Annotated in this window: 16 protein-coding genes; 11 read left to right on the top strand and 5 right to left on the bottom strand. The window is 73.1% G+C overall.

Translation table 11 applies throughout. From position 1 onward, the window contains the following. Positions 1-106 precede the first annotated feature (106 nt). The gene (gene qcrB / locus GV126_RS30030) at positions 107-1843 is read left to right on the top strand and encodes a cytochrome bc1 complex cytochrome b subunit (protein ID WP_159672569.1); all 1737 of its coding nucleotides are present in this window, start codon (positions 107-109) and stop codon (positions 1841-1843) included. Here qcrB and GV126_RS30025 read toward each other — a convergent pair. Both GV126_RS30025 and ctaD read right to left on the bottom strand, forming a co-directional pair. Beyond that, positions 1816-2277, bottom strand: a complete 462-nt coding sequence (locus GV126_RS30025) for a cytochrome c oxidase subunit 4 (RefSeq protein WP_159672567.1) — start codon at positions 2275-2277, stop codon at positions 1816-1818. The two genes, qcrB and GV126_RS30025, sit on opposite strands and share 28 nt — an antisense overlap. A gap of 134 nt (positions 2278-2411) precedes the next feature. After that, positions 2412-4091 carry an aa3-type cytochrome oxidase subunit I gene (gene ctaD, locus GV126_RS30020; protein WP_159672565.1) on the bottom strand — a complete coding sequence of 560 codons (1680 nt, stop codon included), beginning with the start codon at positions 4089-4091 and terminating at the stop codon, positions 2412-2414. 144 nt (positions 4092-4235) lie between these two features. Here ctaD and GV126_RS30015 point away from each other — a divergent pair, with 144 nt between their 5' ends. The 5 genes from GV126_RS30015 (at position 4236) to GV126_RS29995 (ending at position 11135) form a co-directional block, all read left to right on the top strand. Further along, positions 4236-5057, top strand: a complete 822-nt coding sequence (locus GV126_RS30015) for a YihY/virulence factor BrkB family protein (protein ID WP_159672563.1) — start codon at positions 4236-4238, stop codon at positions 5055-5057. A 307-nt stretch (positions 5058-5364) separates the two neighbouring features. Then, positions 5365-5856, top strand: coding sequence for a DUF1360 domain-containing protein (locus tag GV126_RS30010; RefSeq protein ID WP_159672561.1), 492 nt, complete (start codon positions 5365-5367; stop codon positions 5854-5856). Between the two features lie 24 nt (positions 5857-5880). Further along, positions 5881-6339 (top strand): ATP-binding protein, encoded by a 459-nt coding sequence (locus GV126_RS30005; RefSeq protein ID WP_236570172.1) that lies wholly within the window; start codon positions 5881-5883, stop codon positions 6337-6339. Between the two features lie 198 nt (positions 6340-6537). After that, positions 6538-7737, top strand: a complete 1200-nt coding sequence (locus GV126_RS30000; RefSeq protein ID WP_159672559.1) for a right-handed parallel beta-helix repeat-containing protein — start codon at positions 6538-6540, stop codon at positions 7735-7737. A 314-nt stretch (positions 7738-8051) separates the two neighbouring features. Next, positions 8052-11135 carry an NPCBM/NEW2 domain-containing protein gene (locus GV126_RS29995; RefSeq protein WP_159672558.1) on the top strand — a complete coding sequence of 1028 codons (3084 nt, stop codon included), beginning with the start codon at positions 8052-8054 and terminating at the stop codon, positions 11133-11135. Positions 11136-11269: 134 nt separating this feature from the next. Here the strand turns inward: GV126_RS29995 and GV126_RS29990 are convergent, their stop codons facing one another. After that, positions 11270-12319: a LacI family DNA-binding transcriptional regulator gene (locus GV126_RS29990; protein WP_159672556.1), complete on the bottom strand. Its 1050-nt coding sequence runs from the start codon at positions 12317-12319 to the stop codon at positions 11270-11272. Between the two features lie 334 nt (positions 12320-12653). Between GV126_RS29990 and GV126_RS29985 the strand changes: the two genes are divergently transcribed. The 4 genes from GV126_RS29985 to GV126_RS29965 all read left to right on the top strand — a co-directional run bounded on the left by GV126_RS29985 (position 12654) and on the right by GV126_RS29965 (position 18196). After that, positions 12654-14459, top strand: coding sequence for a glycoside hydrolase family 35 protein (locus GV126_RS29985; RefSeq protein WP_201299954.1), 1806 nt, complete (start codon positions 12654-12656; stop codon positions 14457-14459). A gap of 85 nt (positions 14460-14544) precedes the next feature. Next, positions 14545-16812, top strand: coding sequence for an outer membrane protein assembly factor BamB family protein (locus GV126_RS29980; protein ID WP_236570171.1), 2268 nt, complete (start codon positions 14545-14547; stop codon positions 16810-16812). Between the two features lie 257 nt (positions 16813-17069). After that, the gene (locus tag GV126_RS29970; RefSeq protein WP_159672554.1) at positions 17070-17708 is read left to right on the top strand and encodes a hypothetical protein; all 639 of its coding nucleotides are present in this window, start codon (positions 17070-17072) and stop codon (positions 17706-17708) included. Between the two features lie 38 nt (positions 17709-17746). After that, positions 17747-18196, top strand: coding sequence for a 2-thiouracil desulfurase family protein (locus GV126_RS29965; RefSeq protein ID WP_159672552.1), 450 nt, complete (start codon positions 17747-17749; stop codon positions 18194-18196). A gap of 93 nt (positions 18197-18289) precedes the next feature. On the opposite strand, the gene GV126_RS29960 is transcribed toward GV126_RS29965, so the two are convergent. Beyond that, positions 18290-18478, bottom strand: coding sequence for a hypothetical protein (locus GV126_RS29960; RefSeq protein ID WP_159672550.1), 189 nt, complete (start codon positions 18476-18478; stop codon positions 18290-18292). Between the two features lie 223 nt (positions 18479-18701). Continuing rightward, a complete protein-coding gene (afsR, locus tag GV126_RS29955) occupies positions 18702-21647 on the bottom strand; it encodes an SARP-family global regulator AfsR (protein ID WP_159672548.1) in 2946 nt (981 codons plus the stop codon). A gap of 368 nt (positions 21648-22015) precedes the next feature. On the opposite strand from afsR, the gene GV126_RS29950 reads away from it, so the two are divergent. After that, positions 22016-24601: a bifunctional FO biosynthesis protein CofGH gene (locus GV126_RS29950; RefSeq protein WP_159672546.1), complete on the top strand. Its 2586-nt coding sequence runs from the start codon at positions 22016-22018 to the stop codon at positions 24599-24601. The last annotated feature ends 197 nt before the right edge of the window (positions 24602-24798 follow it).

Genomic DNA, 24798 nt, shown 5'->3' with positions numbered 1-24798 from the left:
CGGCGCGCGGCCCAGAGGGCCGCGGGGCGGGGTGCGGGCGGCGACAGCCCGTGGAGCGCACGTCACACCTGGTTTCCGAACGGCGGGGCCCGGGCACCCGTGCGCCGTGCTGTGGCGGAAGAGAAGGGCCCGGGCCGGCGCCCGGGCCCGTGAGGCGGCGAAACGGGCGAGCGACTGGGGCGACGGGCGGCTGCCGCTGTCCGAAGGGGGCGGCCTGCTGCGCAAGGCCTTCCCCGAGCACTGGTCGTTCCTGCTGGGCGAGATCACGCTGTACAGCTTCCTCGTCCTGCTGGTGACCGGCGTGTGGCTCACCCTGTTCTTCCATCCGGACATGACCGAGGTCGTCTACCACGGCGCGTACCGGCCGCTGGACGGCATCCGGATGTCGGAGGCGTACCGGTCGACGCTGCACATCGGTTTCGACGTGCGCGGCGGGCTGCTGATCCGGCAGCTGCACCACTGGGCGGCGCTGGTGTTCCTGGCCGCGATCGGCGTGCACATGCTGCGGGTGTTCTTCACCGGCGCCTTCCGCCGGCCCCGCGAGATCAACTGGGTGATCGGCGTCACCCTGTTCGTGCTGGCGCTCGCCGAGGGTTTCGCCGGTTACTCGCTGCCGGACGACCTGCTGTCGGGGACGGGGCTGCGGATCGCGCAGGGCATCATGCTGTCGGTCCCGGTGGTGGGCACGTACATCGCCTTCTTCGTCTTCGGCGGCGAGTTCCCGGGCCACGAGCTGATCCCGCGGCTGTACTCGCTGCACGTCCTGCTGATCCCGGGGCTGCTGCTCGCCCTCGTCACCGCCCACCTGGTCCTGGTGTTCTACCTGAAGCACACCCAGTGGGCGGGGCCGGGCCGCACCAACGGCAACGTGGTGGGCAAGCCGCTGTTCCCGCAGTTCATGGCGAGTTCGCTCGGCCTGTTCGCCATGGTGTTCGGCACCCTCGCACTGCTCGCCGGGCTGGCGCAGATCAACCCCGTCTGGGTGTACGGCCCGTACCGCCCGGACGCCGTGTCCACCGGCTCGCAGCCCGACTGGTACGTCGGCTTCCTGGAGGGCGCGCTGCGGCTGGTGCCGCCGTGGGAGACGTCGCTCGCCGGGCACACCGTCATGTGGAACGTCTTCCTGCCCGCGGTCGTGCTGCCGCTGGCCCTGTTCGCGGTGGTGTACGCGTACCCCTTCGTCGAGGCGTGGGTCACCGGCGACCGGCGGGAGCACCACCTGGCCGAACGGCCCCGCGACAACCCGGTGCGCACCGGGCTGGGGGTCGCGGCGCTCTGTTTCTACGCCGTGCTGCTCGCCGCGGGCGGCAACGACGTCCTCGCCCACACCTTCAAGGTGTCCCTGAACGCGCTGACGTGGATCTTCCGCATCGCTCTGGTCGTCGTGCCGCCGCTGGCGTTCATGGTGACCAAGCGGGTCTGTCTGGCGCTGCGCGAGGCCGAGCTGGAGCGGCTGGAGAAGGGGGAGGAGACCGGGCTGGTCCGGCAGACCGTCGCCGGCGGCTACGTCGAGGAGCACACCCCGGTCGACGAGGAGACGCGGTACGTGGTGCGCGCCGCGCGGGTGCCCCGGCCGCTCGCGTCACCGGAGGGGGACGGCGGGGACGTCGCTCACCAGGACGTTCTCCAGCAGGAGGTACCTCAGCGGGACGTGTCGCAGCAGGAGGCACCGCACCAGGACGTATCGCAGCTGCAGCGGCTGCGCACCACGCTCGGCTCCTGGTACGACCGTGACCGCGCCTCGTTCGCGGACGCGGGTGAACCCGCCGGGAACGGGCGAGGCACCGGGGGGCGAGCCGGAGGCCGGGCGGGAGGTCAGGAAGAAGCCGGTCCGGAGCGCTGACCGTCGTCCCCGACGACGACGTCCGGGCCACTCGGCGCACTGTTCGGGTCGTCCCGGCCCGCGTGCTGGAAGACCAGGCCGCACACTCCGCAGCCGAGCACGCCGAGTCCGATCAGCGCCAGCCACAGGCCGTAGACCACGCCGAGGGCCAGCAGGACCGCGCCGAGGGCGACGACGAGGGGCCACGGGCTGTGCGGGGAGAAGAAGTCCAGCGGTCCGGCCGTGTCGATCACCTCCGCGTCCGGCCGGTCCTGGGCGCGCGGGCCGCGCCTGCGGTGCTGCACCCGCAGGAAGAAGGCGACCAGCGCGGCCATCAGACCGGTGACGATGAGGGCGGCGGTGCCGGCCGGTTCGGCGGACCACCAGCCGTAGCCGGTGGCGGCGCAGGCGAAGAAGACCGCCACGCCGGTGAAGAGTCGAGCCTCGGTTTTCACAGTGTGCGCCTCGCGTCCTCGCGTCCTTGCGTCTTTCTGCACGCGTGCACTGTGCAGTTGTGCACGCGTGTCGCCTCGTCGTCTTGTCGTCCTGCTGCCTTGTGCCGCTGCCTTGCGTCTCTTCCTCCGGTCCGTCACTCGCTCTGCTGCTGGTGACGCTGCCGGGCCAGATCCGGGTGGTGCAGGTCGAACGCCGGGGACTCGGAGCGGATGCGGGGCAGCGCGGTGAAGTTGTGGCGCGGGGGCGGGCAGGAGGTCGCCCACTCCAGGGAACGGCCGTACCCCCAGGGGTCGTCGGCCTCCGCCCTGCGGCCGTTCCTCGCCGACACCCACACGTTGTAGAGGAACGGCAGCGTGGACAGCCCCAGCAGGAAGGCGCCGAGGGAGCTGACGGTGTTGAGCGCGGTGAAGCCGTCGGCGGCCAGGTAGTCGGCGTAGCGGCGCGGCATGCCCAGCTCGCCCAGCCAGTGCTGGACGAGGAACGTGGTCTGGAAACCGACGAACAGCGTCCAGAAATGGATCTTCCCGAGGCGTTCGTCGAGGAAGCGGCCGGTGAACTTCGGCCACCAGAAGTAGAAGCCCCCGAACATCGCGAACACCACCGTGCCGAAGAGCACGTAGTGCAGGTGGGCCACGATGAAGTAGCTGTCGGTGAGGTGGAAGTCCAGCGGCGGGGAGGCGATCAGCACGCCGCTCATGCCGCCGAGCAGGAACGTCACCATGAAGCCCAGCGACCACAGCATGGGCGTTTCGAAGGACAGCGAACCCTTCCACATGGTGCCGACCCAGTTGAAGAACTTCACCCCGGTCGGCACCGCGATGAGGAACGACATCAGGGAGAAGAACGGCAGCAACACCGCACCCGTGGCGAACATGTGATGGGCCCACACCACCGCCGACAGCATCGTGATCGCGATGGTGGCGCCCACCAGGCTGACGTAGCCGAAGACGGGTTTGCGGCTGAAGACGGGGATGATCTCCGAGACGATGCCGAAGAACGGCAGGGCGACGATGTAGACCTCCGGATGCCCGAAGAACCAGAACAGGTGCTGCCACAGCAGCGATCCCCCGTCGCCCGCCTCGAAGATCCGCGCACCGAACTTGCGGTCCGCCTCCAACGCCAGCAGTGCCGCGGTCAGCACGGGAAACGCGGGCAGCACCAGGATGGAGGTGAACAGCACGTTCCAGGTGAAGATCGGCATGCGGAACATGGTCATGCCGGGGGCGCGCAGGCACAGGACGGTGGTGATGAAGTTGACCGCGCCGAGCGTGGTGGACACGCCGGTCACCACCAGGCCCATCACCCACAGGTCGCCGCCCGCGCCGGGGCTGCGCACGGCGCTGTTGAGGGGCGCGTACGCGAACCACCCGAAACCCGCCGCGCCCCCGGGCACCAGGAAGCCGGACACCACCATCAGCCCGCCGAACAGATACAGCCAGTACGACAGGGCGTTCAGGCGGGGGAAGGCGACGTCGGGCGCGCCGATCTGCAGCGGCATGACGGCGTTGGCGAACCCGGCGAACAGCGGGGTCGCGAACAGCAGCATCATGACCGTGCCGTGGATGGTGAACAGCTGGTTGTACTGCTCGGTGCTGAACAACTGAAGCCCTGGACGGGCGAGTTCGGCCCGCATCAGCAGGGCGAGCACGCCGCCGAAGAGGAAGAAGGAGAAGGCCGTCACCAGATACAGGTGTCCGATGACCTTGTGGTCGGTCGTGGTCGCCCAGCGCAGCAGGGCCCGTCCGAGTCTCGGGTTCGTCCGCCGTGCCTGTCCCCCGCGCGGGTGCCGCGCGATGTCCCTGTCCACCGCCATGCGCCGTGGGTACCCGGGCGGACGACTCTCACGCCGCCCGCGGTGACGGGGGGTCGTGCCGCGTTCCGGTGGCCGGCGCGACGATGATGGAAGGAACGCGGCCGCGCGTGGGTCAGCGCGGCCCGGGAAGGAGACGCCGCCGCCATGTCACGTCCAACACCGCGCATCTCATGGGCGGTTGACCTCTACCGGCGTGGCAAGGAGCTCGAACTCATGCACCGGGCCCTGGGGTTCGCCACCCTGGCTCTGGTCACTCTGGCCCCGCTGCTCATCGTCGTGGCCGCGGCGGCCCCCTTCGACCACGGCGGGTTCGCGCTGTGGCTGGTGGACGGCATGGACCTGTCCGGCAAGTCCGCCGACGTGCTCGCGCAGGTCTTCGGCCCGCCGCGGCGGGCGGTGAGCACCACCAGCCTGTGGGGCGGTGTGCTGCTCGCCGTGTTCGGCCTGTCCTTCGCCGCCAGCGTGCAGAACGGCTACGAACGCGTGTGGCGGCTGCCCTCGGGGCCGTGGCATCGCATCTGGCGGCAGGCGGTCTGGCTGTGCGTGCTGACGCTGTACCTGTACGTCCAGGTGCAGACCCGTACGGTGCTCGCCGGCAACGAGCGGTTGCTGATGAGCCTGGGGATCGGCGTGCTGTTCTTCTGGTGGGGGCCGCACTTCCTCCTCGGCGGTCAGGTGCGCCGCCGGCTGCTGCTGCCCGGCGCCGTGGCCACCATGGCCGGCCTGGTGGGTCTGCGGGCCTTCTCCTATCTGGTGTTCACCCCGCTGATCGTCACCCAGGCCCTCAGCTACGGCGCGATCGGCACCATCCTGGTCGTGGAGTCCTGGCTGGTGGGCGCGGGCTACGTGGTCTACGGCGGCGCGCTGGTCGGCCACCTGATCTGCGACCGGACGGGCCACCTGCTCGACCACGAGGAGCCGCCGGAGGAACAGCCCCGAACCGGCGGGGGGCAGCGGGCCGACTGACAGGAGCGGTGGCCGGCCCAGTGGGGTGGCCCGCGCGGGGGCGGGCCGTGGACGGCGCGGACGTGCCGTGGCCGGCGCGGGCGCGTGCCGTGGACGGCGCAGGGGCGTGGCGTCGGTGGCGTGGGGCCGGCGACGGGGGCTGCCGGTACGGCAGCCGGATTCGGTAACCAGGACCGGTGACCGGGGCTGCCGGTACGGCAACCGGACCGGCGACCAGGACCAGGCCAGGGCCAGGAGTGTGGCAGGTTCCGAGCGGGGCACTCGGTGCGGGTCCGCGGAGCGGATCGGCACGGCAGGGAGGCTACGCATGGCGGCCGGAGAGCGGTCCTACGACGAGCGGGACGAGGTGCCCCTGGGCGGATACGCCGTGCTCGCGGGAACATTCGCCGCGAGCGCCACGCTCTTCGCGGCGGTGGCCCGGCGGCGCGGGGTACGGCTGCCCGACCGGGTTCCGCCGTGGGACGTCGCGCTGCTGGGCGCGGCCACGTTCAAGGCCTCCCGGCTGCTGACCAAGGACAAGGTCACCAGTTTCCTGCGCGCCCCCTTCACCCGCCGCACGGAGGAGATCCCGGCCGGCGAGGTCATGGACGAGCCGCGCGGCGGCGGGCTGCGGCGCGCCGTGGGCGACCTGGTGTCGTGCCCGTTCTGCACCTCGGTATGGGTGGCCGGCTCCCTGGCCGCCGGTTACGCGTGTGCGCCGCGGGCCGCGCGCCTGGTGTGCGCGGGGCTGGGCGCCGTGACGGTGGCGGACTGGCTGCAGTACGCCTGGAGTTTCACGGAGCAGAAGGCCGAGGGCTGAACGCGGAAGCGGGGTGAGCCCGCGGTGACCGAGCTGGCGGTGCTGGTGGGGTTGCAGGCGTCGGGCAAGTCCACGTTCTACCGCCGGCACCTGGCCGACCGCTTCGAGCTGGTGAGCAAGGACCTCTTCCCGCGCGGCGCCCGCGCCAAGCAGGCCCGGCAGATGCGGCTGGTCGGCCAGGCCCTGGCGGCGGGCCGCTCGGTGGCCGTCGACAACACCAACCCCTCCCCCGACGAGTGGCGCCCGCTCGTGGCGGAGGGGCGCGCGCCCGGCGCCGCCGTCCTCGCCTACTGGTTCCCGCCGGACCTGCCGGGCTCGCTGCGCCGCAACGCGGCGCGCTCCGGCCGCGGCCGTGTCCCGGATGTCGGCATCCACGCCACGCTCGGGCGGCTGCGCCGGCCGGAGCCGGCGGACGGCTTCGACGCCGTGTACAGCGTCCGGTTCGACGGCGCGGGCGGATTCCGGGTCGAGCGGGCGGCCTGACGCGCCCGCCCAGACACCGCCCGCTATCCACGTATGTGAATAAGAATCAAGTAACAGACCGTTGACGCGTTCACGGCAATCACTTTACCGTCTCCGAAAGCGCTTTCCCTCCCATGGTTCGGCGTCTGTCATCGGGGCCCGTTCACGGTCCCGAACAGACATCCCCTCACCCGATCTGCCACCAGGAGACGAGAAACGATGCAGTCGAGACCCTTCATCGCGTCCGCCGCCGTGCTCGCCGGCGCCCTCGCCGCGCTGTCCGGCACCGCGGCGCAGGCCACCTCCGCGCCCTCCCGGTCCCAGGCGGCGGCCTCGACGCTGTACGTGGCGCCGAACGGCACCGACGGCGCCGCGGGCACCCAGTCCGCGCCCACGACGCTGACCTCGGCGATCAGCCGGATCGCCCCCGGCGGCACCATCTACCTGCGCGGCGGCACCTACGCGCTCGCCAAGACGGTGACCGTCCCGCAGGGCCAGGACGGCACCGCCTCCGCCCGGACGACCCTGTCCGCCTATCCGGGCGAGAAGCCGGTGCTGGACTTCTCCGCCCAGAGCGAGAGTTCCGCCGACCGCGGCATCCAGCTCAACGCCTCGTACTGGCACCTGTACGGCCTCACCGTCCAGCACGCGGGGGACAACGGGATCTTCGTCGGCGGCAGCCACAACGTCATCGAGCGCACCGTGACGGCGTACAACCGCGACACGGGCCTGCAGCTCGGCCGGATCTCCTCCAGCACGCCCAGCTCCCAGTGGCCGTCCGACAACCTGGTGGTGAGTTCGGAGTCGCACGACAACGCGGACTCCGACGGCGAGGACGCCGACGGCTTCGCCGCCAAGCTGACCACCGGCACCGGCAACGTCTTCCGCTACGACGTCTCGCACCACAACATCGACGACGGCTGGGACCTCTACACCAAGACCGACACGGGCGCCATCGGCCCGGTGACCATCGAGTACTCCCTGTCCTACGGCAACGGCACGCTCAGCGACGGCACCCAGAACGCCAGCGGCGACCGCAACGGCTACAAGCTCGGCGGCGACGACATCCCGGTGAACCACGTGGTGCGGCACGACATCGCCTACCGCAACGGCCACCACGGGTTCACCTACAACAGCAACCCCGGCTCGATGACCGTCTCGAACAACGTCGGCATCGACAACGCCGAACGCAACTTCTCCTTCGACAAGGGCACGTCGGTGTTCCGCGACGACACCTCCTGCCGGTTCGCCGTGGACGGCTCCAACGACAAGACGGTCGGGGACGCCGACGGCTCGAACCAGTTCTGGGCCGGCACCAACGGCTCGCGCTGCTCGTCCTACTCCGGCGCTCTGGGCTGGTCGTTCTCGTCCTCCGGCACCCTGGTCGTCACCTTCGGCGGCAAGGTCGTCACCCCGTAGGTCTCCACCGCTCCCGCAGGCCGGCCCCCACCGTCACCGTCCGGTGGGGGCCGGCCTTGTGCGTCCCGCCGGGCGCGCCTTCGCTCCGCACGCACTCTGGTCACGGCGGCGGCGGTGCGCTATACCTGCTGCGCGTGATCGAACGTGCTTGATTCAGCGGCGTATCAAGCACGTTCACGCACGAGCCCGACACGCACCGGCGGGCGCGTGCACGCACCAGCGGGCCGTGCCGTCCGCCCGCGCTGTGACCGAGCCCGGCCCGGGTCCGGGGCAGTGCCCGCCCCACGCCGATCGACGTGTGCGAAGGGATCGACATGACCGCTCCACCCCGCAGACGCAAGGCCCACCGTCGCCGAGGGCCGGTGCTGGCCGCGGCGGCCCTGTGCGCGGCGCTGGCCGGGCAGGTCGGACCGGCGCTGCCGGCCGCGGCCGCGCCGGCCGCCACCGCCGGCAGTCCGACCGTGATCGGCGCGGTCACCGGCTTCGCCCGCTCCGGCGCCGTCTACACCTTCACGGCGGGCACGGCGAAGGCCCGGGTCAGCTTCGTCTCGGCGGACACCTTCCGCATCGAGGCGGCGCCCGACGGCACGTTCACCGACCCCGTCGGCACCGACATCGTGCTGCCGCAGGGCGCGCCGCCTGCCACCCGCTGGGCCGACCGCGGCGACCGCTACGAGCTGTCCACGGACCAGGTGACGCTGCGGGTGTACAGGTCGCCGCTCCGGTTCGCCCTGTACCGCGCCGACGGCACCCGGCTGTGGGAGGAGAGCCGCGGCCTCAGCTGGGACGCCACCTCCACCACCCAGACCCTGGCGCGCGGCGCCGACGAGCAGTTCTACGGCACCGGCGAGCAGAACGGCAGCGGCAACACCTCGCAGCGCGGCCGGACCCTGAAGGTCGGCGTCGACTACGACTGGAACGAGGGCGGCCACCCCAACTCGGTGCCGTTCTACCTGTCGTCGGCCGGCTACGGCGTCTACCGCAACACCTACGCGCCCGGCACCTACGCCTTCACCGACCCGGTCACCACCACCGAGCAGGAGAGGCGGTTCGACGCCTACTACTTCGCCGGGAACTCCGCCAAGGACGTCATCGGCCGGTACACCGAGCTCACCGGCCGCCCCATGCTGCCGCCGGTCTACGGCCTGGAGATCGGCGACTCCGACTGCTACCTGCACAACGCCAACCGCGGCGAACGGCACACCCTGGACGCCCTGAAGATCGCCGACGACTACGTCGAGAACGACATGCCGCTGGGCTGGATGCTCGTCAACGACGGCTACGGCTGCGGCTACGAGAACCTCGCCGAGACCGCCAAGGGCCTCGGCGACCGCAAGATGCAGATGGGCCTGTGGACCGAGGACGGCCTGGACAAGCTGGCCGACCAGGTCAAGGCGGGCCAGCGGGTGGCGAAGCTGGACGTGGCCTGGGTGGGCGACGGCTACAAGTTCGCCCTGGACGGCTGCAAGGCGGCGTACCGGGGCATCGAGGACAACAGCGACGCGCGCGGCTTCACCTGGGCGCCGGAGAGCTGGTCCGGCGCGCAGCGCTGCGGCGTGCAGTGGAGCGGCGACCAGTCCGGCGGCTGGGACTACATCCGCTGGCAGATACCGACGTACGCCGGTGCCACCATGTCGGGCCTGGCCTACACGACCGGTGACGTGGACGGCATCTTCGGCGGCAGCGCCAAGACCTACACCCGCGACCTGCAGTGGAAGGCGTTCCTGCCGGCCGTGATGACGATGGACGGCTGGGCCGCCCAGGACAAGCAGCCGTACCAGTACGGTGAGCCCTACACCGGCATCAACCGCACGTACCTGAAGCTGAAGGAATCCCTGCTGCCGTACATGTACACGTACGCGGCCGAGGCGCACCGCACCGGTGTCGGGCCCGTGCGGCCGCTGGCGCTGGAGTACCCCGACGACGCCGAGGCGGCGAGCGACGCCGCCAAGTACGAGTTCCTGACCGGCGAGGACTTCCTGGTGGCGCCCGTCTACACGGACACCACCGTGCGCGACGGCATCTACCTGCCCAAGGGCGACTGGATCGACTACTGGTCCGGGCGGACCTATCACGGGCCGGCCACCGTCGACGGCTACCGGGCGCCGCTGGACACCTTGCCGCTGTTCGTCAAGGCGGGCGCGTCGATCCCGATGTGGCCCGGCATCAGGTCCTACCGGGACCGCACGCCCGACTCCCCGCTGGCCTGGGACGTCTACCCGCAGGGCCGTACCTCCTTCACCCTGTACGAGGACGACGGCGTGACCCGGCAGCACCGGGACGGCAAGTACGCCGAGCAGCGGGTGACGGTGAGCGCCCCGGAGCGCGGCGCGGGAGCGGTGCGGATCGCGGTGGGCGCCGCCGTCGGTGACTACGCGGGCAAGCAGACGAGCCGGCCCTACCGGTTCACCGTGCACACCGGTTCCGCGCCGGGCCAGGTGCGCCTGGACGGCCGGACGCTGCCCCGGCTCACCTCGAAGGCCGCCTTCGACGCGGCGGGGCAGGGCTGGTGGTACGACGCCTCCGACCGCGGCGGAGTCGTCCAGGTCAAGACCCGCTCGCTGAGCACCGACCGGGCGCTCCGGCTGGATCTGGACGGGGCGAGCGCGGCGGGCGGCAAGGCCGTCGGGGCGAGCGGCACGGTGTCGCTCACGCCGCCCGAGGAGACCGGCGCCGGGATGTCCGGGAAGGTCACGGTGGGCTTCACCGCCGGCCGGACGGGCGCCGACGCCACCGAGCTGTCGCTGTCCGCCCCCGACGGCTGGACCGTCTCCCCGGCGCGGCCCCTCGGCCGCGTGGAGCCCGGGCGCACGGCGCGGGCCGAGTTCACCGTGACCGCGCCGGCCGGCACCGCGGCGGGCGAGACGGTGCTCACCGCGACCGCCCGCTACCGCGCGGCCGGTGAGGACCGCGTCACCGCCGAACGAGCGGCCCTGCGCACCATGCCGGCCCCGCCCAAGGGCGACGTCCACGCCAGTGACCTGCCCTGGCTGAACGCCACCAACGGCTACGGACCGGCCGAACGCGACCGCAGCAACGGCGAGTCCGCCGCCGGCGACGGCCACACCCTGACCCTGAACGGCACCACCTACGCCAAGGGCATCGGCGCGCACGCCGACTCCGACATCGAGTTCTGGCTCGGCGGGCAGTGCTCCGCGCTCACCGCCACGGTCGGCATCGACGACGAGATCAACGGCTACGGCGGCGTGTCGTTCTCGGTCGTCGCCGACGGCAGGACGGTGTGGTCCTCGCCCACCGTCAGCGGCAGGTCCGACCCCGTCCCGGTGGACGTGCCGCTGGCCGGCGCGCGGCACGTGCATCTGGTGGTCACCGACACCGACGGCACGAAGTCCGGGGACCACGGCGACTGGGCGGACGCGACGTTCCACTGCGCCTGACCGGCGGACGCGCGGTTCGCCTCCCGCCCGACCGGGGGGCACCGCGTTCCCCTGCGCCCGGCCGGCGGGCGCGCCCGGTGCGCGACCGCGCCGGTGGCCCGGCCCTGCGGGGCGTCCCGTGCCGGTGGCCCGCCCTACGGCTTCCCGTGCCGTGGGGCCGGGCCGCCGGCCGCGGCCGTGCTGGCCCGGACGACGAGCCGCGGCTCGACCGACTCCGGTTCCGACAGCGCGCCGGGGTCGGCGATGTGCCGCAGCAGATGGGCCACCGCGAGCGCACCCATGCGGCCGAACGGCTGGGCGACCGTGGTCAGCGGCGGAGTGCAGTACGCCGCCAGCTCGATGTCGTCGACGCCGACGACGGAGATGTCCCGCGGGACCCGCCGGCCCATCTCGTGCAGCCCTCTGATCACGCCGAACGCCATCTCGTCACTGGCCACGAACACCGCCGTGACCTCCGGGATGCGGGCCAGGATCAGCCCGTTGCGGTAGCCGGAGGCCGGCGACCAGTCGCCCTCCAGGGGCGGCGGCGCGGTCCGGCCGGCCTCCTCGAGGGTCGCGCGCCAGCCGTCGCGCCGGGCCGCCGCCTCCAGCCACTCCTCGGGGCCCGCGACGTGCCAGACGGTGTCGTGGCCGAGGTCCAGCAGGTGGCGGGTGGCCAGCCGGGCGCCCAGCGCCTGGTCCACGGCCACCACCTCGGTGGCGTCGGTGCGGGAGCCGTCGATGGTGATGGTGGGCACGGCCCGGGTGAGCTGTTCGATCCGCGGGCTGGTGTGGATCAGCGGCACCGACAGGATGACGCCCTCGACGCCCTGGTCGGCGAGCCGGGACAGGGCGGCCTCGAGGGCGGCGGTGTCCAGCGAGGCGGTGGTGGCCGTGCTGACCATGTACCCGGCGGCCCGGGCCGCGTGCTCGATGCCGAAGGAGACGGCGGCCCGCGAGTAGGAGGTGGTCTGCAGACTCACCACGCCGATGGTCCGGCTGCGTCCCGAGGACAGCATGCGGGCGGCGTTGTTGCGGCGGTAGCCGAGCTGTTCGACCGCCGCCAGGACCTTGGCCCGCGTCCTGTCCTGGACGTTGGGATGCCCGGACAGCGCCCGGGACACGGTCTGCGCCGACACCCCGGCGAGGCGGGCCACGTCGGCCATCGCCGGCGGCCGCCCGCCGCCACCCTTGTGCTGCGTCATGGGGTCCTTCCTCACTGGCGGGAGTCGATGGTATCGCCCACAAAGACGGTGCCTCGCTGCCCCGGCAGGCGCCGCGCCGCCGCTTCTCCCGCCGCCTCCCGGACGCTGCCGACCGGCTGGTCCGCAGGACGCGCGCACCCCCTGCGCAGGCCGTTTGCAGGCCGTCACCAGTCCGTCAGCAGTCCCTCTGCAGGCGTCGCGCCCCACCGCGCACCCCTCGGACGCGACCTGTTGGCATCGATAACATTCTCTGCCATAGTGGCGGCCGGCGATCCGCTCCCAGCATCCAGGAGAAGCCGTGCGCCAGGTCCACCGACGGGACGGCATCGATCACATCGCCGGTCCCCGTACGGCGCGCCCCCTGCTGACCTTCTCCGACGGCGTGTTCCTGCGCGCCGGACGGCCGCACCGCGTGCTGGCCGGTTCGCTGCACTACTTCCGGGTCCACCCGGACCAGTGGGCCGACCGGCTGCGGCGGCTGGCGGCGCTCGGCCTGAACACCGTGGACACCTACGTGCCGTGGAACTTCCACGAGCGCGTGCCCGGCGAGGTCCGCTTCGACGGGTGGCGCGACCTGGCCCGCTTCGCCCGGCTCGTCCAGGAGCAGGGCCTGGACCTCGTCGTGCGCCCGGGACCGTACATCTGCGCCGAGTGGGACAACGGCGGGCTGCCCGCCTGGCTGACCGGCATCCCCGGCATGCGCCTGCGCACGTGCCACGGCCCCTTCCTTCAGGCGGTCGGGCGCTGGTTCGACGAGCTGATCCCGCGTATCGCCGCCCTGCAGGCCGGCCGGGGCGGGCCGGTGGTGGCCGTGCAGATCGAGAACGAGTACGGCAGTCACGGCGACGACCACGCCTACGTCCGCCGGGTGCGCGACGCCCTGGTCGAGCGGGGGATCACCGAGCTGCTGTACACGGCCGACGGGCCGACGCCGCTCATGCAGGACGGCGGCACGGTGCCCGGGCACCTCGCGGCGGCCACGCTCGGCTCCCGCCCGGCCGACGCGGCGGCGCTCCTGCGCTCCCGCCGCCCCGGCGAACCGTTCTTCTGCGCGGAGTTCTGGAACGGCTGGTTCGACCACTGGGGCGAGAAGCACCACGTCCGCTCCGCCGCGGGTGCGGCCGAGACCGTGGGCGAGATCCTCGACGCGGGCGGTTCGGTGAACCTGTACATGGCGCACGGCGGCACCAACTTCGGCCTGTGGGCCGGTGCCAACCACGACGGCGAGGCACTGCGGCCGACCGTCACCAGCTACGACTCCGACGCGCCGATCGCCGAACACGGCGCGCTCACCCCGAAGTTCCACGCCCTGCGGGAGAAACTGGCCGCCTACCGGGGTCCGGGGACCGAGATCCCCGCGCCACCGGCCGATCCCCCGCTGCTGGCACCCCGCACGCTGGAGGTGACCCGCAACGCCGCGCTGTTGCCCGCGCTGCGCGCGGCGGCGCAGCCGGTCCGGGCGCCCCTGCCGCTGAGCTTCGAGGAACTGGGCCTGGCCCGCGGGCTGGTGCTGTACGCCGCCGAGCCGCTCCTGCCGCCGGGCCGCCAGGAGCTGACCGTCACCCAACTGCACGACCGCGCCCAGGTGTTCGTCGACGGCGCTCCCGTCGCCGTACTGGACCGCGAGACCGCCTCGTTCACCGTGCCGGGCCGGGGAGCGCGCGTCCGGCTGGAGCTGCTGGTGGAGAACCAGGGCCGGATCAACTACGGCCCGCTGCTCGGGCAGGGCAAGGGCATCCTCGGCGGGGTGCGCGCGGAGCGCCGGCTGGGGCCCCACTGGACCATGTACCGGCCGCCGCTGGACGAGTGGGGGCCGCGACACCTCGCGCGGGCCGTATCGGCGGCGCCCGGCGACAGCCGGGCGGGCTTCGCCACCGCCCGGCTGACGGTGGACGAGCCGGCCGACACCTTCCTCGCCCTGCCCGGGTTCGGCAAGGGCTTCGTCTGGGTCAACGACACGCTGCTGGGCCGGTATTGGGAGATCGGACCGCAGACCACGCTGTACCTGCCCGCTCCCCTGCTGCGCGGCGGTGAGAACACGCTCACCGTCCTGGAGCTCGAACGGTTCGGCGACCGCCTCGCCCTGTGCGACCGGCCGCGGCTCGGACCGCCCGAGGAGTACGTCGAGACGTTCGACTGACGCACCACCCCGGGCGGGGCCCGGCGCGCGGGTCGCGCCGGCCGGCCCGGGGCCGGCCCCCGTCCATCCCGAGCAAGGAGCACGTGTGTCAACTTCTCGGCAGAACCACAGAGACCGGACGAACCGCAGGAGCCGGCGGAAACTGGCCGGGGCGCTCGTCGCGGCCGCTCTGGCCCTGGCCGGCGGCGGGGCGCTCACCGGCCCCGCCGCTGCGGCGGTCGGCACGGCAGGTGTGGCAGGCGCGGGCAGCACGGCCGGCGCGGCAGGCTCGGCCTACACGGTGACCGTCGGCGGCAAGGGTTCCTGGACGCACCCCGACGACACCCCGGCCGCCCCCTACTTCGACAAGGACGGCACCTTCCACTTCCAGCAGGCCCACGCCCTCTACGGCGCCCAGGACAGCCGCCGGTGGACGTTCTTCACCGGCCCGGACTTCGACTCCGCCACCCGCGACGCGGGTCTGAGCGGCGCGGTGAACCCGGCCGACTCCCGCGACCGCAACGACGACACCACCTGGCGCTGCAACAACAGCCCCACCGGCCTCAGCGCCACCTACGCGCCCACCGGGTCGGGCTACGCCCAGCGCAACTACTGCGACCTGGTCGGAGTATGGGTGGACCCGGACACCGGCGACTGGTACGGCCTGGTGCACAACGAGTTCACCCCGCAGCCCTTCGGTGACGGCCTGCACTACGACGCGATCGACTACGCCGTCTCGACGGACCAGGGGCACACCTGGACCATCAAGGACCACGTCATCACCTCGCCGTACAGCACCACCCGTGGGGACACCGCGGCGTTCCCGCAGCGCACGTACCACTACGGCGACGGCGACCCGCGCCTGTTCGTCGACACCGCATCCGGCTACTTCTACGTCTACTACGGCTCGCGGATCGTGGAGAAGGGCGGCGGCTGGAAGGCCTTCCACGCACACGTGGCCCGCGCCCCGATCGCCGCGAAGATGGCGCCCGGCTCCTGGCGGAAGTGGTACGACGGCGCCTGGTCGCAGCCCGGCGTGGGCGGGCAGGAGAGCAACCTGGTGCCGGTCGACGCCACGCACCCCACCGGGTACACCCCGCCCGAGCAGGAGTACGACCCGAACAACCCCGGCACGGTGAGCGAGCAGGTGGCGGCCGGGAAGACACCCCCGACCTCGCCCCTGTTCGTCATGGACATCACCTATGACGCGCACCTGGGGCTGTACATCGGCGAGCCGCAGGCGGTGGACCAGAGCGGGGACGCACCGCAGCAGTTCTACGCCACCGACGACCTCGCCACGCAGAAGTGGCGGCTGCTCGGTGACACGGGCGCCCACACCAACGCCTCCTGGTACCGCTGGTTCCTCGACCCGGTGAACAAGACGGCGTCGGGCATCGTCGGCAGGTCGTTCCGCTCCTACTGCTCCTTCGGCTGCTCCGGCGGTTCCTCCGGCGAGTACGTGAACGTCACCATCGACTCCCCCGCCCCGGCCGCACCCGTCACCTCCGGCCGGGCCTACCGGATCAGCGGCGACCACGGCCGAGTCCTGGCCCAGGTGCGCGGCGGCACCGCCACCACGTCCCTGGCCCACCCGACCGGCTCCGCCCTGCAGTCGTGGACCTTCACGGCCAACGGTGACGGCTCCTACCGCATCGCCAACACCGCCACCGGCGCCCTGCTCGGTGTGGACTCCGCCACCCCCGCCCAGCGTGCCTGGGGCACCGGCGGCCCTCCCCCGCGCGGGGCCGCGGCCTCCGGCGGGGGGTGGCCCGCCCGGGCCCCCCCGGCCCCCGCGGGCGGCGTCGCCGCCGCCGCGGGCCCCCGCGCCCCCGCCGGGGGCGTGGCCGCCGGGCACGCCCGCTGGCACTTGGGGGCCCCCGGGGTCTCCCCCCCCCCGCCCGCCTTCGCCCCCGGCCCCGCCGTCACGGGCGGCGGGATCTACCTGGCCGACTACCTCGGCACGGTCTACGCCCTGGACGCCGCCGACGGCCGCGATCGCTGGCGCATCGCCACCGAGGCCCGCTCCGCCGTCGAGCCGGTGCTGGTGGCGGCCGGCCACGTGCACGTCGGCAGCGGCAACGGCCTCTACACCCTGGACGCGGTCACCGGCACCCCCAAGTGGCGCTTCCAGGCGGGCGGCGAGGTCGTCGGCTCCCCGGCGGTCGCCGAGGGCCGCATCCACTTCGGCTCCACCGACCACCTGCTCTACACGCTGAAGGCGGACGACGGCCGCCTGCGCTGGAAGCTCGCCACCGGCGGCGAGATCACCGGCTCCCCGGTGGTCCGCGACGGGGTGGTGTACGCCTGCAGCAAGGACCGCTGCGTGTACGCCCTGGACGCGGAGAAGGGCACGGGCACCGCGCGCACGACCTGAGCGGCCGGACGCGCGGCGAGGGTGACGGCCGTCGTACGGGATGCACGGAAGGGTCTCGGACGGCGGCCGTCGGTCCTGCTGGCGGTGGCGCTGCCGTCACCGCTCCCACCCGTGACGCTACGCGCCGTGCGCGCCACCCGCCACGCGAGGCCGGCCCGGCGGTCGGCCGCGAGGGGGCAACGGGCAAGCGAGCGCCGGTTTCCACGGCCCGTGAGCGCCGGATTCCACGGTCCATAAGCGCCGGATAAGGTGACCCCATGCGGATACGGGGGCGCTCACTGAGGTTCACGGCTGTCCTGGCGACGGTGGTCCTGGCTCTGACGGGCTTCTCACGCGGCCACGGCCACAGCCACAGCGGTCACGGACACGGCGGCGGGGGCGGCGGCTGCAGCAGCTCCAGCCAGGACCACGACGCGTCGACGACGGGTGGCGGCGGGGTGTCGAAGGAGAACGACCCGGACACGTACGGCAGTTCGGGCTCGTACGGCGGTTCCGGCTCGTACGGCGGCTCGTACCACGACAGCCGCGACGACACGGACGACGACTACGACGACTACGAGGACTCCACGGACACCGGCGGCGACGGCGGCGACAGTACCGCCACCCGCACCCCCACGGACCTTCAGGACGCGACGACGAAGCTCGTGAGCTGCGCGACGCAGCAGAAGCCGTACGCGACGGTCGAGGTCACCAACCCCAACGACGTCGACGGCACCTTCGCGGTGACCGTCGACTTCACCGGCGCCGGCGGCCAGGAGATCGCCTCCCGGCTCCTGGAGGCGGAGGTGCCCGCGAACAGCACGACGACCGTCCGTGTCGCCCCGAAAGTACCGGCCCGGCAGGCGGGCCGTGTGCACCACTGCGACCTCGACCCGACGGCTCCCCCCACCTCCTGACGCCCGCTGGTCGACCCGGCCGCAGTTAGCCTGGCGGCATGGAAGCGATCCTGGTCAGCGCGTGCCTGCGCGGGGTGCCGTGCCGGTTCGACGGGCGCCACAAGCTGTCGCCGGAACTGCAGGACACGGTCTCCGGCCGCCGCGTCGTCTCCTTCTGCCCGGAGGTGGCGGGCGGACTGCCCACGCCGCGGCGGCCCGCGGAGCTGGTGGGCGGCGACGGGCACGACGTGCTCGACGGGACGGCGCGGGTCGTGGAGGACACCGGCCGGGACGTGACGGAGGAGTTCGTGGCCGGCGCCCACCGCGCCCTGGCCGCGGCCCGCGCCGCGGGCTGCACGGAGGCGGTGCTGATGCCCCGCAGCCCCTCCTGCGGGCGCGGCACGGTCCACGACGGCTCGTTCACCGGCGAACTGGTCGCGGGAGACGGCGTGACGGCGGCCCTCCTGGAACGCAACGGCATCACCGTGCACCCCGCCCCGGGAGCGTGAGGGCGGCGGGCGCCGGGGTGCCGCCCGAAACGCCTCGGCCGCGACGACTCCCCCCTCGGCGTCGTCGCGGCCGGTCCCCCGTGCCAGGGATGCCTACTTGGTCGGCTTGAAGGGTTCCGCCGTGGCGTGCATGTCCTTGGTGGTGATCGGCTCGTCGGTGGCGTGCATGTCCTGGGTGGTGACGTCACCGTCCGCGGACTGAGCGGCGTCGGCCGCGGCGGCGCTGTCCGTGGTGCCGGTTGCGTGCATGTCCTGCGGCTTGATGACCGACTCGTCGCTCATGGTCCTTGCTCCACTTGGTGTGTTCGTCTGGGGCGGCGAGGTCCGTCCGGTCACTCCCCCGAGGGTGACCGGACGGACCTTCTTGGGGCGCTCACACTAGTTCGTGGGTGTGTCGCCTCCCGCGGTGACCCGTCCGCCCCCCGACGTGGCGGGTCAACTGAGTCGAGCATGGCGCGAGGCGATAAACGAACGATGAACGGCCCGACGGGGGCGCCTCGTCGCGTCACGCCGCCTGGACGGGGCTGAGCAACTCCCGTACGGCGGACGCCTCCGGGGAGCCGAGGCTTTCGTAGATGTGCAGGGCTTCCCGCCAGCACACCTGGGCGCGGTCCGTCTGGCCGATGCCGGCCAGGGCGTGCCCGAGCACGGTGAGCACGTTGCCGCGCCGCCACTCACCACCGATTCCGCGCAGCACCGTCAGGGCCAGTTCGGCGTTGGCGGCGGCGTGTCCCGGGCGCCGCGCGGCCAGGTCCACTTCCGCCAGCCGGAACAGGGTCATGCCTTCCCACAGCCGCTGCCGGCTGTCGCGGAAGACGCTCAGCGCCTCGTGCAGTGTGCTCGCCGCGGAGTCGAGCCGGCCGCTCTGGGTGAGGGCCATGCCCAGGGCGTACCGGCCGTTCGCCCCCCGCATGGAGTTGCCCATGGCGTCGTAGATGCCGATGCCCTGCTGGGCGAGGTCCACGGCGCTGCGGGTCCGGCCGGTCGCCAGGTGGATGCGGGACAGGTTGCACAGGGCACTGGCCTCGCCCGGGCGATCGCCCAGGAGCCGGAAGTGACGGATGGCTTCGCACAGATGCTCTTCGCCGTCCGCGTGGCGTCCCTGGTAGAGCGCGATGATGCCGCGCGCGTTGCGGGCCCAGCACACCGGCAGCAGATCGTCCGCCTCCTCGGCGAGACGGATCACCTGCTCGGCTTCCTGGTCCGCCGTATCGAAGCGGCCACCGTCGACATGGGCGTGGGCCAGGGTCATCAGGGCCCGGGCCGAGATCCGGGCCACCCCCAGCCGTTGCGCCGCGTCGAACAGCGTTCTGGCGGTCGTCTCGTACTCCTTGGAGTTGGCTCCCGACTCGGAGATGTCCAGAGCGGCCCAGAGCAGGTCGATGGCCGCGCCCAGGGTGGCCGGGCGGTCGGCGTGCCGACGGGCGGTGGCCAGAAGGCAGTTCGCTTCCGTGTAGAGCCAGTCCCGGGCGCTGTGGCGCGAGGTGAACCGCAGCCCGGGGTACTGCGTGGGCGTGAGGTGGTCCACCAGCCGGTCCCCCGGCCGTTCGCTCGCGTACACGCCTGCCGCGGTGGCCAGGTAGAAGTCCAGCAGGCGCGACATCGCCGCGTCCCGTTCGCTCGGCGGGTGCTCGTCGCGTTCGGCGCAGGCGCGGGCGTAGAGCCGGACCAGGTCGTGGAAGCGGTAGCGGCCGGGGGCGGCGGACTCCAGCAGGGAGGTGTCCACCAGGGACTCCAGCAGGTCCTCCGTCTCCTCCACCGGCAGGTCCAGGAGGGCGGCCGCGGCGGCGAGGGAGATGTCCGGGCCGTCGGCCAGGCCCAGCAGGCGGAAGGCGCGGGCCTGGGCCGGCTCCAGTTGGCCGTAGCCCAGTTCGAAGGTGGCCTTGACGGCGAGGTCGCCGGCCTGGAGTTCGTCGAGGCGGCGGCGCTCGTCGGCCAGCTTCGACGCCAGGACGGAGACCGTCCACGTCCTGCGCGAGGCCAGCCGGGACGCCGCGATGCGGATCGCGAGGGGCAGGAAGCCGCAGGCGGCCACCACGTCCAGCGCGGCCTCGCGTTCGCTGCCCACCCGCTCCGCGCCGACGATCTTCGTGAAGAGCGACAGCGCCTCCTCCGGGCTCATCACGTCCAGGTCGACCAGGTGGGCGCCCGCCAGATCGACCATCCGGGTGCGGGAGGTGATGAGTGCGGCGCAGCCCTCCGTGCCCGGCAGCAGGGGTCTGACCTGGGCCGCGTCGCGGGCGTTGTCGAGGAGGACGAGGACCCGGCGGCCGTCCAGGACGGAGCGGTACAGGGCGGCGCGTTCCTCCAGCGAGTCGGGGACGGCCGAGTCGGCCGTGCCCAGGGCGCGCAGGAAGGACCCGAGGACCGTCTCCGGTTCGGCCGGGCGCGCACCCGCGCCCTGCAGGTCCACGTACAGCTGGCCGTCGGGGAAGGCGGCGCGCGCCTGGTGGGCGACGTGCACCGCCAGGGTCGTCTTGCCGACGCCGCCGATGCCCGCCAGCGCCGATACGGCCATCACCCGGCCCTCGGCCGAGGCCAGCACCTCGCTCAGCTCGACGACGAAGGACGCCCGTCCGGTGAAGTCCGGCACGGTGGCGGGCAGTTGCGCCGGGCGCACCGGGGCCGCGACCGGCTCGGGGGCGGGCGCCGACGGCCGGGCCAGGGCCGGGTCGGTGCGCAGGATGCGCTGCTGCAGCTCGCGCAGCTCCGGACGCGGATCGACGCCGAGTTCGTCGGCGAGCAGGCGGCGGGTGTCGGCGTACACCGCGAGCGCCTCGGCCTGGCGGCCGCTGCGGTACAGGGCGAGCATGAGCAGTTCGCGCAGCCGCTCCCGCAGGGGGTGGGCCGCCGTCAGGGCCGTCAGTTCGGAGACGGCCTGCGCGTGGCAGCCCTGCTCCAGGTCCATGTCCAGGCGGGACTCCAGGAGTTGCAGCCGCCACTCCTCCAGCCGGGCGCGCTGCGCCTCGGCGTACGGGCCCGGCACCCCGGCCAGGGGCTCGCCGTCCCACAGCTCCAGGGCGCGGCGCAGCGCGGTGCGCGCGCCGCCGAGGTCGCCGGCCGCGCGGGCCTTGTCCGCGGCGGCGGCCAGGTCCTGCGCCGCCGCCAGGTCCAGGGCACCCTCGCCCAGCCCGCGCACGGCGTAGCCGCCGGACTCGCTGACCAGCACGCCGGGATCGAGCACCTTGCGCAGCCGGGAGGCGTACGTCCGCAGTGCGGCCAGCGCCCGCGCGGGCGGTTCCTCGCCCCACAGCGCGTCGATCAGCTCGGCCGCGGTGGCGGTGCGGCCCTCGCGCAGCAACAGCGCGGCGAGCAGGGCGCGTTGCTGGGGCGATCCGGTGGGCAGCGGTTCCTCGCCGCGCCAGGCGCGCACCGGGCCGAGTACGCCGAAGCGCAGCGGCGCCGACTGCTCGGGCACCCGCTGCTCAGGCACTCGCGGTACACCGTCCATCGCTGCCCCCTGGCCCCCCGTAACCGAACCCTTCACCAACCAGGAGGCCAGTTTGCCTTGTTCATGGCAGATGCGTCAGCCGCGGGAGACCGCGATCACAGCGCGTCGCGCGCGGCCTCACACGGCCCCCACAACCTCTCCGCAGCGCCCGCCCCACCGGGCCGGGTCACCGACGCGGCAGCCCCGCCCCGCCGGGGCAGCGGCGGTGACCCCACCACGGCAGCCATCCGCGGCGACGGCTCGCCCACTGTGACGACCCGCCCCGGCGGCTCCCTCGCGGTGACGGCCCCGGTCCGCCGGGCCGCGGGCACGCGAACGGCCCCGGCGCCGCCCCCGCCAAGCGATCACCCTCTCCGTATGCTCGAAGGATGACGACTTCCGCGACCTCCGGAACCGGCCCCACCGAGAACTCCCTGCGTCGCGCCCTGAAACGTGCCCGGGACGGCGTCGCCCTCGACGTCGCCGAGGCGGCGGTGCTGCTCCAGGCCCGCGGCGCACACCTCGACGACCTCGCCGCCTCCGCCGCCCGGGTACGGGACGCGGGCCTGAAGGCCGCCGGCCGCCCCGGCGTCATCACCTACTCCAAGAGCGTCTTCATTCCGCTGACCCGGCTGTGCCGGGACAAGTGCCACTACTGCACCTTCGTCACCGTGCCCGGCAAACTGCGCCGCGCCGGGCACGGGATGTTCATGTCGCCGGACGAGGTCCTCGACATCGCCCGCAAGGGCGCCGCGCTCGGCTGCAAGGAAGCCCTGATCACCCTCGGCGACAAGCCGGAGGACCGCTGGCCCGAGGCGCGCGAGTGGCTGGACGCGCACGGCTACGACGACACCATCGCCTACGTCCGCGCCATCTCCATCCGCATCCTGGAGGAGACCGGCCTGCTGCCCCACCTCAACCCCGGCGTGCTGACCTGGACCGACTTCCAGCGTCTGAAGCCCGTCGCGCCCAGCATGGGCATGATGCTGGAGACCACGGCGACCCGCCTGTGGTCCGAGCCGGGCGGCCCGCACCACGGCTCCCCGGACAAGGAACCGGCCGTCCGCCTGCGCGTCCTGGAGGACGCCGGCCGCTCCTCCGTCCCCTTCACCTCCGGGATCCTCATCGGCATCGGCGAGACCTACGAGGAACGCGCGGAGTCCCTGTTCGCGCTGCGCAAGATCTCCCGGGCCTACCACGGCATCCAGGAGCTGATCATCCAGAACTTCCGCGCCAAGCCGGACACGGCGATGCGCGGCATGCCGGACGCCGAGCTGGACGACCTGGTCGCCACGGTCGCCGTCGCCCGCCACATCATGGGCCCCAGCGCCTGCCTGCAGGCCCCGCCGAACCTGGTGGACGGCGAGTACGAGCGGCTCATCGCGGCCGGCATCGACGACTGGGGCGGGGTGTCGCCCCTGACCATCGACCACGTCAACCCCGAACGCCCCTGGCCGCAGATCGACCAGCTCGCCGAGAAGTCCCGCGCGGCCGGCTTCGAACTGCGCGAACGGCTCTGCGTCTACCCGGAGTTCGTCACCCGCGGCGAGCCCTGGCTGGACCCGCGGCTGCTGCCGCACGTGACCGCCCTGGCCGACCCGGACACCGGCCTGGCCCGCGAGGACGCCGCCGTCGAGGGCCGCCCCTGGCAGGAGCCGGAGGAGGTCTTCACCGCCAGCGGCCGCACCGACCTGCACCGCACCATCGACACCGAGGGCCGCACCGCCGACCGCCGCGACGACTTCGACGAGGTCTACGGCGACTGGGGAGCCCTGCGCGAGGCCGCGGCCCCCGGCATGGCGCCCGAGCGCATCGACACCGACGTGCGCCAGGCCCTGACCACCGCCGCCGACGACCCGACGAAGCTCACCGACGCCGAGGCCCTGGCCCTGCTGCACGCCGACGGGGCCGCGCTGGACGCCCTGTGCCGGGTGGCCGACGACGTCCGCAAGAGCGCGGTCGGCGACGACGTGACGTACATCGTCACCCGGAACATCAACTTCACCAACGTCTGCTACACCGGCTGCCGCTTCTGCGCCTTCGCCCAGCGCCGCACCGACGCCGACGCCTACACCCTCTCCCTGGAGCAGGTCGCCGACCGCGCCCAGCAGGCGTGGGACGTGGGCGCGGTCGAGGTGTGCATGCAGGGCGGCATCCACCCGGACCTGCCCGGCACGGCGTACTTCGACATCGCGCGGGCGGTCAAGGAGCGCGTGCCCGGCATGCACGTGCACGCCTTCTCCCCGATGGAGGTCGTCAACGGCGCCACCCGCACCGGCCTGTCCATCCGCGAGTGGCTGACGGCCGCGAAGGAAGCGGGCCTGGACACCATCCCGGGCACGGCCGCGGAGATCCTCGACGACGAGGTCCGCTGGATCCTCACCAAGGGCAAGCTGCCCACGGCCACCTGGATCGAGGTCGTCACCACCGCCCACGAGCTGGGCATCCGCTCGTCCTCCACGATGATGTACGGCCATGTGGACCAGCCCCGGCACTGGCTCGGGCACCTGCGCACGCTGGCCCGCATCCAGCAGCAGACGGGCGGCTTCACCGAGTTCGTGACGCTGCCGTTCGTGCACACCAACGCGCCCGTCTACCTCGCGGGCATCGCCCGCCCCGGCCCGACCATGCGGGACAACCGGGCGGTCACCGCGATGGCCCGCCTCCTCCTCCACCCCCACATCCCCAACATCCAGACCAGCTGGGTCAAGCTGGGCACGGAGGGTGCGGCTCAGATGCTGCGCTCCGGCGCGAACGACCTGGGCGGCACGTTGATGGAGGAGACCATCTCCCGCATGGCGGGCTCCTCCTACGGCTCCTACAAGTCCGTCAAGGACCTCATCGCGGTCGCCGAGGCGGCCGGCCGCCCGGCCAGGCCCCGCACCACCGTCTACGGCGAGGTCCCCGAGGAACGGCAGCGGGCGGCCACCGCCTCCGACGGCCACCTGCCGGAACTTCTGCCGGTCCTGGAGTGAGCCGGTGACCGGGCAGGCGCGGGCCGCCCCCACCCCGGGACCCGCGCCGCCCGGCGGGCGATCGCGTAACTGCCCGGGTCCGGGCTGACGGTGCCCGGCCAGACGGTGAAGGTGCGCGCGGGCATGCCCGGACGGGGCGGACCCGGCCGGGTCCACCCCGTCCGGGTCCGCCCCGTCCGGATCCACCCCGGCCGGGT

This window comes from Streptomyces mexicanus (genome assembly GCF_902506575.1).
In the GTDB taxonomy this organism is placed as follows: domain Bacteria; phylum Actinomycetota; class Actinomycetes; order Streptomycetales; family Streptomycetaceae; genus Streptomyces; species Streptomyces mexicanus.
This window is presented reverse-complemented; position numbering and strand designations above follow the sequence as displayed.